The organism is Nocardia sp. NPDC056541, assembly GCF_042794235.1.
Lineage (GTDB): Bacteria > Actinomycetota > Actinomycetes > Mycobacteriales > Mycobacteriaceae > Nocardia.
In genome coordinates this window covers 163,795-175,619 of sequence record NZ_JBHTUD010000012.1, presented here as the reverse complement: position 1 = coordinate 175,619, position 11,825 = coordinate 163,795, and the positions used below count along the sequence as shown (strand labels likewise).

At 66.0% G+C, this 11,825-nt stretch carries 11 protein-coding genes; 3 read left to right on the top strand and 8 right to left on the bottom strand.

What is annotated here, in order from left to right; genetic code table 11:
• Window positions 1–4: 4 nt before the first annotated feature.
• Window positions 5–325, bottom strand: a complete 321-nt coding sequence (locus ACFQ9R_RS22155) for a hypothetical protein (RefSeq protein WP_378992917.1) — start codon at window positions 323–325, stop codon at window positions 5–7.
• Window positions 326–455: 130 nt separating this feature from the next.
• On the opposite strand from ACFQ9R_RS22155, the gene ACFQ9R_RS22150 reads away from it, so the two are divergent.
• Entirely contained in the window at window positions 456–1,316 is an 861-nt protein-coding gene (locus ACFQ9R_RS22150; protein ID WP_378992915.1) for an acyl-CoA thioesterase, read from the top strand.
• Window positions 1,317–1,376: 60 nt separating this feature from the next.
• Window positions 1,377–2,633: an amidohydrolase family protein gene (locus tag ACFQ9R_RS22145; RefSeq protein ID WP_378992913.1), complete on the top strand. Its 1,257-nt coding sequence runs from the start codon at window positions 1,377–1,379 to the stop codon at window positions 2,631–2,633.
• Between the two features lie 63 nt (window positions 2,634–2,696).
• Here ACFQ9R_RS22145 and ACFQ9R_RS22140 read toward each other — a convergent pair whose 3' ends face one another.
• The 6 genes from ACFQ9R_RS22140 to ACFQ9R_RS22115 all read right to left on the bottom strand — a co-directional run bounded on the left by ACFQ9R_RS22140 (window position 2,697) and on the right by ACFQ9R_RS22115 (window position 8,315).
• The gene (locus ACFQ9R_RS22140) at window positions 2,697–3,842 is read right to left on the bottom strand and encodes a phosphotransferase family protein (protein ID WP_378992911.1); all 1,146 of its coding nucleotides are present in this window, start codon (window positions 3,840–3,842) and stop codon (window positions 2,697–2,699) included.
• The gene (locus tag ACFQ9R_RS22135) at window positions 3,842–4,267 is read right to left on the bottom strand and encodes a hypothetical protein (protein ID WP_378992910.1); all 426 of its coding nucleotides are present in this window, start codon (window positions 4,265–4,267) and stop codon (window positions 3,842–3,844) included. The genes ACFQ9R_RS22140 and ACFQ9R_RS22135 overlap by 1 nt, the downstream gene beginning before the upstream one ends.
• Window positions 4,268–4,309: 42 nt before the next feature.
• The gene (locus ACFQ9R_RS22130) at window positions 4,310–5,047 is read right to left on the bottom strand and encodes a hypothetical protein (protein ID WP_378992909.1); all 738 of its coding nucleotides are present in this window, start codon (window positions 5,045–5,047) and stop codon (window positions 4,310–4,312) included.
• 151 nt (window positions 5,048–5,198) lie between these two features.
• Window positions 5,199–5,993 (bottom strand): CbbQ/NirQ/NorQ/GpvN family protein, encoded by a 795-nt coding sequence (locus tag ACFQ9R_RS22125; RefSeq protein WP_378992907.1) that lies wholly within the window; start codon window positions 5,991–5,993, stop codon window positions 5,199–5,201.
• The gene (locus ACFQ9R_RS22120; RefSeq protein ID WP_378992906.1) at window positions 5,990–7,537 is read right to left on the bottom strand and encodes a nitric oxide reductase activation protein NorD; all 1,548 of its coding nucleotides are present in this window, start codon (window positions 7,535–7,537) and stop codon (window positions 5,990–5,992) included. The genes ACFQ9R_RS22125 and ACFQ9R_RS22120 overlap by 4 nt, the downstream gene beginning before the upstream one ends.
• 169 nt (window positions 7,538–7,706) lie before the next feature.
• A complete protein-coding gene (locus tag ACFQ9R_RS22115; RefSeq protein WP_378992905.1) occupies window positions 7,707–8,315 on the bottom strand; it encodes a TetR/AcrR family transcriptional regulator in 609 nt (202 codons plus the stop codon).
• A gap of 339 nt (window positions 8,316–8,654) precedes the next feature.
• On the opposite strand from ACFQ9R_RS22115, the gene ACFQ9R_RS22110 reads away from it, so the two are divergent.
• Window positions 8,655–10,823: an acyl-CoA dehydrogenase gene (locus ACFQ9R_RS22110; protein WP_378992904.1), complete on the top strand. Its 2,169-nt coding sequence runs from the start codon at window positions 8,655–8,657 to the stop codon at window positions 10,821–10,823.
• A gap of 211 nt (window positions 10,824–11,034) precedes the next feature.
• Here ACFQ9R_RS22110 and ACFQ9R_RS22105 read toward each other — a convergent pair whose 3' ends face one another.
• Entirely contained in the window at window positions 11,035–11,805 is a 771-nt protein-coding gene (locus ACFQ9R_RS22105) for an SDR family oxidoreductase (RefSeq protein WP_378992903.1), read from the bottom strand.
• Window positions 11,806–11,825 lie beyond the last annotated feature (20 nt).

Below are 11,825 nucleotides of genomic sequence, written 5' to 3'. Positions count from 1 at the left end.
GCGGCTACGGGGCGGGGAGCGCGACCGCCGGAACCGTGTCGGCGACCTGGGTAGAGGAATCGTGCCAACCACACGGCAACCCGCACGTGCGATACAGCCTGCGCTCGACCAACCCGCTCGAGAAGGCCCGGACCGTTTCCGTTGCCTGCGCCGCGTAACCGCACCGTGGGCATTTCGCGAAATAGTCGAGCAGGTCGTAGCTCATGGTCCGAACCACCTCGCCGGGGATCGGCGGCGCGTCGTGCTCGTCGGCGGCGGGTGACGCCGACGATCGCCGGTCGCCGATCGTGGGCGACCTGCGCCGAAAATCCTTGTAGTTCGTCATCGACCATCACCTCGACATCCGCGAGAACCTGACACTCATACTGTTGCCACAACCATAGGTGAGAGAATTCGATCCCGAGTGCAGATCAGAGATATACTGTAACTATTACCGTATGACTTACAATCTTCCCGTGGAAGACATCTGGAACGACCTCGCGGCCTGCCTCGAACTTCGCTCGATACCCACATCGCCCACCGATGGCGCGGGATCGAGCCCGACCGGTCCGCCACACACCTTCGAGGGGTCGAACCAGCACCTGCCCCACCGGCGCCTTTTCGGCGGGCAGTTGCTCGGCCAGTTCGTGCGCACGGCGAACGCGGCGAACCCGAGCAAAGCGGTCAAATCCCTCCATGCGTCGTTCCTCCGGGAGGGCACCTCCGACACCCCCGTTCACTACCTCGCCGATCTACTGCACGACGGCCGCTCGTTCGGTGCGCTGACGGTGACCGCGACGCAGGGCCGCCGCCCGATCGCCACGTGCGCCGTCTCGCTCCACGCCGCCGAAGCGGGCCCGTCCTACCAGCCCCTTCCCCCCACCGCCTCACTGCCGGGCCCCGAGAACCGTGTCCGATTCGACCTACTCCCCTGGGACACCAGGTCGGTCACCGATCTCGACGCCCCCGGCTGCGGACGGACCGACTACGACCTGTGGATGCGGATGCCCACCCTCGACGACGAAGGCTCGGCCGCGGCGCTGCTGGCCTATTCCACCGACCTGAACGTGATCGGCACCGCGCTGCGCCCGTTCGACGGTATCGACCAACGCGGAAACGGCACCGCGTTCACCTCGGCGACGACCTCGCACACGGTCTGGTTCCACCGGCCGTTCGCCACCGACGACTGGCTGCTCCTGCGCCACTACGGCGCGACGATCGCACACGGGCGCTGCTTCGGACGCGGGGACGTCTTCACGGCGGACGGCACGTTGGTCGCCTCGTTCGCCCAGGAGGCCCTACTCAGGTTCCATGTCGACGCCGTACCGGCCAGGTGAACCACAACTTATACTGTATGCATTACAGTAGCTAAGACTGCAGTGATGGAAGGGAACCAGATGACGAACACCGCCGACCCGACCGCGAGCCGGACCGAGGAGCAATTCCGCGATGCGCCGATCTTCGACGCCGACCAGCACATGTACGAGACCCCGGACTCGCTGACGAAGTATCTGCCGGAGCAGTACGCGCGTGCGGTGCAGTTCGCGCAGATCGGTCGGCAGACCCGGATCGTGATCAACAACAAGGTCACCGACTTCATCCCCAACCCGACCTTCGAGCGGGTCGCCGCGCCCGGCGCGCACGAGAAGTTCTTCGCGGGCGAGAACTCCGACGGGCTCACGCTGCGTGAGATGCAGGGACCCGCGATCGAGGCACCCGCGGCCACCCGCAATCCGGTGGACCGGATCACCGAGCTCGACCGCCAAGGAGTCGTCGAGGCCCTCAACTATCCGACGCTGGCCAGTCTGGTCGAGCATTCGGCGGCCGACGATCCACAGCTCACCCTGGCGATCATCCACGCGCTCAACCAGTGGATGGCCGAGCACTGGTCCTACAACTACGCCGACCGGATCTACTCGACCCCGATCATCAATCTGTCCGAGGTGGACGCGGCCCAGCGCGAACTGGAGTACATCCTCGACAACGGCGCGAAGGTCGCCCTGATCAAGCCGGGCCCGGTGAACGGCCTGCACGGCTGGCGTTCACCCGCGTTGCCGGAATTCGATCCGTTCTGGCGCGATGTCGAGGCCGCCGGCCTGCCGATCGTGCTGCACGCCAGCTACCCCCCGCTGGACAGCTACATTGCCTCCTGGGAACCGCCGCACACCGCGAACTTCATGGCGCAGAGCCCCTTCCGCTGGATGGCGCTGGGCCACCGCGAGATCTCCGACATGATCACGAGTCTGATCTGCCACGGCACCCTGACCCGCTTCCCGAAGCTGCGTGTCGCCAGCGTCGAGAACGGCAGTTCGTGGATCTACCCGCTGTTCCACGACTTCGAAGACCTGTACAAGAAGATGCCGCAGAACTTCCCCGAGCACCCGCACGAGGTGTTCCGCCGCAATATCTGGGTCAGCCCGTTCTGGGAAGGGTGCGTGGCCGACGTCGTCGACACCGTCGGCTGGGACAAAGTCCTCTTCGGCTCGGACTACCCGCATCCGGAGGGTCTGGCCGAGCCGAAGGGCTTCTGGAAATACGCGGAAGGCATGGACGTCCAGCGCACCTACGACTTCATGGGCGACAACGCCCGCCGCTTCCTCGGACTGCCCATCGCCAACCCCGAACCGAGCGCCGCTACCACCACAACCCACTGACCCAACGACTTGCGCTGCCGCCGAATCGGATTCGGCGGCAGCAGCCTTCCGGCGCGCCCGACCTCAGACGCGCCTGCCATCGAGGAATGCGGCGAGCAGTACCAGGCTGTTGTGCGCCTCGACGCCCGCGACGGCCCGCGCGACGCCGCACCGGGTCACCGCGCTCGACTGCATTCGTTCGCCCGCCTCGGCGGTGCAGACGATGGCGAGCAGCAACTCGGTGATGCCGACCTGGTACAGCGTCCACAGCCGCTCAGGATCTACCGCGATGCCGGCGGCGTCGAGCCGGGCGGCATAGCGCTCGACGAGTCCGCGTTCGATCTCGCGCAGCAACTCGGGTTCCACCGACGCGTTCGCGAAGTAGGCGACATCGCGTATGCCACAACCCGTTGTCGAGATCTGCCAGTCCAGGAAGCCGGGTCCCGCGTCCTCGAAGAACAGGTTGCCCAGGTGCGGGTCACCGTGAATCAAGGTCTGCGGTTGACGCGCCCAGAAGGCGTCGATCTCCCTGCCCCGCTCGTAGAAGATCCGGATCTGCTCCCGGATCGTCGCCGGGACCAGGTCCGCGGCGGGTCCGGTGAGCTCACCGAGCAGACGGCGCCGGATCAGGAGCCCGAGCTGGGTTTCCACTTCCGACCGTGGGCCCGCCGCGCCCGCGGGGTCACGCCAGAAGGCGGCATGCAGATCCGCCATGGCGTCGACGACAGCCTCCGCTTCGTCGCGGCCGAGCGGATCGACGACCGTCCGAAAACGCGCGGTCGGTGACAGATCCTCCAAGACCAGAACATCGCGACCCCGCACCCGGTCGGAACGGGTCGCATAGCAGCGCGGCACCCGGATCGGCGGCGCGTCGCCCAGTACGCGATAGGCGCTGACCTCACGCGACCCGAGACTGAACAGGTTCATCAGCACGTGCTGTGAATAGTTGCGCGGCGGCAGTTTCAGGAACAGGAACTCGGGGATATCGGCGTCCGCGCTCACCTCGATGCGCGCCCGCGCCGCGGTCCCGGAGTGGGATTCCACGACACGTATCCGATGGATCCGTTCCGGTGCCACCCCGAAGACCTCGGCGAGCCAGGCCTCGGTGACATCTTCCACGCGTAGCGGCACGCGCGCGGCGCCTCCCGGCACCGCGCGGTCCACCGCGACCCGCACCGCCTGCCCCACCGCCGATCCGACGGCTCGGGCAGTGAGTACCGAATCGCGCACTATCGGCCACCGCCTTCTCGAGCGATCCGCTCGTTGTGGCGATGGACGAGCTCCCGGAATCCGATGTGGTCCCAACCGGGTTTGGGCTGGACGCCCCATTCGTCACGTGCGGTGGTCTGCCCGGCCGCCTCGGGCTGCCCGCCGAGCGGCGGTGCGTTGAAATCGGCGGGATACTGGCATTCCAAGGTGTCGTCGTCGTAGCGGACCTTGATCATCTCGTCGCAGATCTCCTGCAGCGACAGGGTCGGCCAGCCGTACCAGAGCGCGAGCGCCGGCACGGTGAAAGCCCCTTCGACCACCAGCGCGACCAGGCAGACCATGATTCCCCGTTTGAGCCATCGATGCATGCGCGCGAACGGTGGCGTGGTTCCCAGCGGAAGTTCTTCCGCCGGAGCCGATCCCGATTCGGACGATGGTGTGCTCATCGCGAAACTCTCCTTCAGCAGATAAATCGAGTCGAACCGCGGTCAGTCGGCGAATATCTCGCGATTGACCGTGTGCAGATAGGGAATTGCCAGGAATGGCGTGATGTAGAAGATGTCGTACAGCCACCAGCCGAACACCGGCAGCACGACACCGTCGAAACGGATATCGGCGTACACGGTCATGTTCACGATGTAGCCGACCCAGATGACCACCCCGAACCAGCAGGTGACGATCAGCCACTGATGGCCCCACCGCTTCATCTGCAGGAAGGCGATCGCGGCGGCGATCCGCATCGGGAAGACGACGAGCACACAGGCGAACTCCCAGCCCTTCTCACCGGGCGCGCCCGCGCCGCCGATCCAGAGCTCGTTGTAGTGCCACCAGTAGCCCGCGTCGAAGAAATTGCCCCAGGCGGTGAAGAAGACCCGCGTGACCAAGGTGTGGCTGGCGAAGACATCGAGCACCCAGCCGACGCTGTTGAGGAAGGCATCGAGGATGACGAGATACCCGATCAGCGTGACGATGAGCGGCCGCACGGACAAACCCTCTTGTTGCGCGCGGCGCTGCAACCAGACGCCGCGCAGAAAGATCGGTAGTCCGAACAGGCCCAGAACATAGGTGCCCATCAGTGCCGTGCCCGCGGTGAGCCAGACGTCGGCACGGCGCTGGCTCGCCCGGCTTTCCGCTTCGTGCTCGTCATAGCTTCCGGCGGTCCGGATATCGGAACTCGGCGGATTCCCCGATCCGGTACGGCGCTTGACGAATGTCGGCAGATTCATATTTTTCTCCTACCAGTCACTGGTCATCAGCATCCGCAACTGGATGAGGAACATCAGCAGCAGAAACCCATAGATGGTGAATTGGAAGACGATCAGCGCACGCTTACGTCTACGGTCTTGCTCGTTCATGAGAGTGTTCTCCTCGAGGTGGTCACACGGGTTCTTCGCCGGCGAGCAGACCGGCGGTGGCGATCTGGCGCAGGCCGTCACCGATGGCGGTATCGGTGCTCAGCGGCGCCAGCACACAGGCCTGCACCGCGTCGATCTCGCGCGCGCCCGCGGCGATGAGCCGGGCCGCGGCCACCAGGACGCGCGTCGACGGTGGCTCGAAGTGGAATATCTCGTCCGCGCCACGAATGGTGTTCGCGCAGTGCACCAATCGCGTCGCCACGGCCCGATCGACGCCGGATTCCGTCACCACCACGTCGGTTTCGCGCTCGGGCGCCAGGTAGTCCATCGCGATGGTGACGAAGCGCTGCCGAAACGACGGTTTCAGGACCTTGAGCGAACTGCGGTAGGCCGGGTTGTAGGAACAGACGAGCATGAACGATTCGGGGGCTTGCACCACCTCATCGGCGCGGTCGAGGTAGAGCGCGCGCCGGTGGTCGGCGAGCGAATGCAGCACGGCCAGCGAATCGTGGCGTGCCTCGATCACCTCGTCCAGATAGCAGATGGCCCCACCCTTCACGGCCCTGGTGAGCGGGCCGTCGTTCCAGACCACATCACCGCCGGTGACGAGCAACCGCCCGACCAGATCCGAGCTGGTGATGTCGTCATGGCAGCTGACGGTGACCACCGGGCGACCCAGCAGCGAGCCCATGTGCTCGACGAATCGGGTCTTACCGCAGCCGGTCGGTCCGGTGAGCATGACCGGAAGGCGTTGCTGGAACGCTCGTTCGAACAGTTCGACCTCGCCGCCACCGGCGAAATAGGAATCAGATGTCATAGGTCGACCAACTCTCGGTGAATATGTGCGAGAACGCGGGGCAGTTCCTCCACCCGCCGAATCCGTTGCGAGCGGGTGGGCCCGAAGACTTCGGGCAGTGGATCGACTCGGACGGGTCCGATGCCGATGTAGTAGACGGCGATCCCGGCGGTGACGGCCTCCTCGACGGCGTGCGCCACATCGGCCCACGCGTAGCGGCCCTCGTACCCTTCGTCGGAGATGAGGCCGTCGCCGATGATGATGAGCTGGCGACGCTGCGCGGGTTGGTCGAGCAGCCGACTGGTCAGGTGCCGCAGTGGCGCGCCGAGGCGGGTGTAGCCACCGGCCGCCAGCCCGAGCCCACCGACATCGACGAAGGTCCGGTCGTCGAAGTCCTTCAGGCACCGGACTTCCACGCGATGACGCGTATTGCCGGTGAACACGAAGATCGCGTGCCGTTCCCTGGCGACCGTCATGGCCCGCGAGAGAGCGTCCGCGCAGTCCAGTTCCAACCGGAAGGTCGCGCCTCCGTTGACGCCGAGCGAGGAACTGCCGTCGAGCAGGACCGCGGTCGTGACATCGCGGGCACTGGGCAGCAGTTCACGAAACACCCGTGGTTGCGGTGTCGCACCGACCTGGGTGTCGACGTAGTGGCTGATGTAGCGGTCGATGTCGAGGTCGGACCCGTCCACGAGGCCACCGCGCATGGACCGATGGGTGAGTTCCTCGAACCAGCGCCGCACCTCGGGTGCGGCGGGCGCGATCGGGCTCGACGAGGTGGGTTGGCGGCGTTCCAGGACGGCGACGTGGTCGGGCAGGAAACTCGACGTCCACTGGTTCCACTCCGGATAGGGGATCCCCGCGCGCTGGTCGGCGCGGATCTCGATGTCCTCGTTCTCGGGTCGGCTCGGCGGCGGAAGGTTCGAGGCCCGGCTGCCGCCTTCACCGCCGACCGGTACCGACCACACGCGGTAGCTGTCGGTACGGGTAGAGGTCCACGGCATCCGGCCGTAGATCCGCCGCGCCGCGATCGACACGCGACTACGCGGCGCAACGGCCAGCGGCAGGCTCCCGAGCAGCGGGTACTGCCCCAGCACACCCGATGACCGAGCGAGCGCGACGGCACGCTCGATCATGTCCTCGCCCGACAGGTCGGGATCGGTGGACTCCAGGGCGCGCAGCCGACGGCGCAGCTCGGGTACCAGTCCGGGAAACCGCTCACCGGCCCAGGTCGCGGCGACGTCGCCCTCCACGATCGAGAGCGCACCGCGCTCCCGCGGGGACAACTCGTGCAGCGGATACCGCGCGATCCGGTCCTTGGACGGCGAACACTGCAGGGCGATGCCGCAGGTCACTGTCGTGTGGTTCCAGTCGGGCACTGGCTGTGGATACGGCACATGGACGATGCCGAGTCCAGGGCTCAAGCCGAAGCCGCGCCGCTCGCCGGTCACCAGGCGGACGCCTTCGCGGCGGCGACCCGACAGCGCGACCGCCGTCACCGCGCAGCTGCGTTCGACCGACGCGGCGGGCCGGGTGGCGGTCACGGTGGATCTCCGCGGGTACATGCCGGTTCAGGAGCCGTACACATGATCAGAATGTCCCGATATTGCTCAGGATCCAGTACCAGAAGGCGATGATCAGCACCACCGCGCCCCAGGCGAGGAGAAGTCGGACGAGATCGAGAAGCATGATCGGGTTTCCATATCTGTCGGCGGATCGTGTGGTGCGGCAGCGTCATCGGGGCTCCAGGCTGCGCAGCGTCGTCGTCACGTAGTCGGCGAGCACCGCGGTGCGCAGCGCTTTCGAGCCGCTCGTACTGGTGAGCAGGGCGTACAAGCCGATGAGGAAGAACACGGCGCTGTGGTACGACTCGACGACGAGTTGCGCTTCACCGCGCTCGGCGGCCTGTTCGATCTCCTGGGCGACCAAAGCGATCACGGAATGTTCTCGCCAGGTGTCGTCCAACGGTCGGGTCGGTGAGAAGTGCACGGCGAGTAGGTCTTTGAACAATTTGCTACCCAATCGCCGCTCCAGAGCCGCGACCAGCCGGACGACTTTCGCCAGCACTCCCGCGAGATCGTGCGGTGTCCGCAGGTACCGTCCGAGTTCCCCGGCGATGCGCTTCTCCTCGCGCTGTTCGAGTTCGAGCAGCACGTGCTCTTTGGTCGGGAAGTGGAAGTAGAAGGTTCCGCGTGCCACGCCCGCGTCCTCGACGATCGTGGCGATGTCGGCCTCGGCCGCGCCCGCTCTACCGAATTCCGCAACCGCCGCATCGAGCACTCGCTTCCGTGTGTGGAGACGTTGGGCCTGTCGCCCCTGAGGCTTGTCCTGGATTTCGCTCATGCGGCGAGCTAACTCCCGTCATTGACTCGCGTCAATCAGGCGCGCACAGAGCTCATGGGGTAGTCACCAAATTCCCTCTCCCCCTTGTCAATTCAGGAGAGAAGGTCGCTGATCGTCCTACCTGTGACCATGTCGGTAATACTGACATATGTCATTGAACCACGTCAACGAATTCGCGAACCGCGATCCACGGGACCCCGGTTGACCGAAGGCGCCGATCCGCATTTCCCCACGTCAGGCATACCGAAAGCTATACTGTAAATACCTCTTCGTTCGCGTCACGATCACAGCCTCCCTGCCCGCGAACGCTCGATCGACTCAGCCCCCGAGGACGTATTCATGGGTATCGCACTGACCGACGAACACCGCACGCTGGCCGAGGTCACCCGGAAGTTCGCCACCGACCGCGCGGTGAGACAGGCGGCGCGCGAACTGCTCGACGCCGCGACAGAGGACCCGCCCGCGTTCTGGGCACAACTGGCCGAGCTGGGATTGCTCGGTCTGCATGTGGACCCGGCGTACGGCGGTTCCGGATACGGGTTGCCCGAATCGGTGGTGGTCGTCGAGGAGTTGGGCCGTGCGATCGCACCGGGATTGTTCGTCTCGACCGTGATCACCTCGGCGGTGGTGGCGGCCGTTGGCAGTACCGAACAGCACGAGCGTTTCCTGCCCGGACTCGTCGACGGAACAGTCACCGCCGCAGTGGGCTTCGGCGGCGAGGTCACCATCGACAACCGGGGACGCGCGCACGGTCGCGCGGGAATCGTTCTCGGTGCCGATTCGGCGGAACTGCTGCTGATCTGCGCCGGAGACGACGTGGTGATCCTGGAACGCGCTGCCGCGGGCATCTCGGTACAGACACCGTCGAATATGGATCCGACCCGACGGAGTGGACGCGTGGTCCTCCACGACGTCTCGGTCGAGCCGCACCAGGTTCTCGCCGGAGCACGCGCCGCCGCGGTGGCGCGGGCGCGGCTGTTGTTCGCCGCCGAGGCGGCCGGCGGGGCAGGCGATTGTGTCGATGCCGCTGTCGGATACGCCGCGATCCGCACGCAGTTCGGGCGACCCATCGCGACGTTCCAGGCAGTGAAGCACCATTGCGCGAACATGCTGGTGGAGGCGGAGTCCGCGGTCGCGACCGTCTGGGACGCCGCACGCGCGGCAGCCGACGATGAGCGTCAGTTCCAGCTGATGGCCGCGGCCGCCGCGACGATCGCGCTGCCCGCCTATGTCCACAACGCCGAACTGAACATTCAGGTGCACGGTGGAATCGGGTTCACCTGGGCCCACGACGCACACCTGCATCTGCGGCGGGCGGTGACGCTACGCGCCCTCATCGGTGGTGACGCGCCCGCCGCCGATGTCTTCGCCCTGACGTCGGCCGGGGTCGACCGCACCAGTACCGTCGACCTGCCCACGGAAGCCGACCAGGTGCGCGCCGAGATCCGTGGGGATGTCGAGCGCATTGCCGCGATGGACGAATCGATCCGCCTGCCGGAGTTGATCGCCACCGGTTACGTCATGCCGCACTGGCCGAAGCCATGGGGCCGTTCGGCCACCGCGGTCGAGCAGGTGGTGATCGACGAGGAGTTCGCACGGGTCCGACTCAGGCGACCCGACTATTCGATCACCGGATGGGTCGTTCTGACCCTGATCCAGCACGGGACGCCGAGCCAGATCGACAGATTCGTCGACCGGGCGCTGCGCCAGGAGGAGGTGTGGTGCCAGTTGTTCTCCGAGCCGGACGCCGGTTCCGACGCGGCCGCCGTGAAAACCAAGGCGACGCGGGTCGACGGCGGCTGGCGAATCACAGGCCAGAAGGTGTGGACCAGCGGCGCGCACTACAGCCGGCGCGGTCTGGCCACCGTTCGCACCGACCCCGACGTCGCCAAACACGCGGGCATCACCACGATGATCGTCGACATGACGGCTCCCGGCGTACAGGTGCGACCACTGCGCATGCTTCTAGGCAGCTCGGAATTCAACGAGGTGTTCTTCGATGAGGTCTTCGTGCCGGACGCCGACGTGGTCGGTGCCGTGAACGATGGTTGGGCCGTCGCGCGAGCGGCGCTGGGAAACGAGCGGGTCAGCATCGGCGGTGGCTCGGGCACCGGCAACGCAGACTCCGGCACGCTGCTGCGCCTGGTCGAGCGGCACCGATCGCGCTCGGCCGATACCGACGTCCGCGTGGGCCGATACCTGGCGCAAGCCCACGCCCTGCGTCTGCTCAACCTGCGCCGTGCCGTCCGCAGCATCGAAGGAGCAGGCGCGGGCCCCGAGGGCAACATCACCAAACTGAAAGTGGCGCAACACTTCAGCGAGTACGCAGCCATCACAGCGATGCTGCTCGGCCCCGATATCGCACTGGCCGACGGTGACGCCGCCATGGCAGGGCTCATGTTGCTCGGCGCCCGAGCGATGAGCATCGCGGGCGGCACCTCCGAGGTGACCCGGAACCAGATCGCGGAACGCATTCTCGGAATGCCACGCGATCCGCTCCTGCGCTGACAGACATCTTCGTACCGTGATCCAACACGTTGACGATAAGACAACGGTTTCACTTACGGGATAGACTGCGATGTGTATTTCCATACCGCTCTGATCGCGGACGTACGGAGCTGTAGCCGAGCCGGAACCCGCCCGAACAGCAGATGGCCGCCACTCCGCATTCGAAGTGGCGGCCATCGGCGACTGTCCATCGACAAGGATGGCGGCGAATCTACTTGGGCTGGAAACGCTGCCCGCCGTCGATTCGCACGACTTCACCGTTGATATACGGATTCTCGAGCAGATGCTGAGCCAGCAACGCGTATTCGGCAGGTGCGCCGAGCCGCTTCGGGAACGGCACCGCCGCAGCGAATTTCGCGAGCTTCTCCTCGCCGAGGAAGTCCATGATCGGGGTGTGCATCGTTCCCGGAGCGATGCTGTTCACCCGGATGCCCACCGCACTGAGGTCGCGAGCGCCGGTCAGAGTCAGCGAGATCACACCGCCCTTGGCCGCCGCGTAGGCCGACTGACCGATCTGGCCCTCGTAGCCGGCGATGGAGCTGGTCATGACGATCGCGCCGCGCTCGCCGCTTTCCTTCGGTTCCAGCTTGGCGATCTTGGCCGCGGTGAGCCGGAGCACGTTGTAGGTACCCGTGAGGTACAGCCCGATCGTGTCGGTGAAGCCCTTCAACGTGTGCGGCGTGCCGTCCCGGTTGACGACCTTCTCGAGCACTCCGAAACCACCGTGGGCGATCACCGCGTAGCGCAGCGTGCCCAGTTCGTCGGCCGCGGCGAACGCTTCCTCGATCGTCGAGTCGTCGAGCACGTCGGTGCGCACATAGACGGCCTTGTTGCCCAGCTCCTCGGCCAGCGCCTTGCCCTTGTCGTCGTTGACATCGGCGATGACAACGGCCGCGCCTTCGGCGTGCAACTTGCGCACCGTCGCGTCACCCAGGCCACCGGCACCACCGGTCACCAGAACTACTTCACCTTCGAACGACACTGCGTCTCCTTCACTTCATG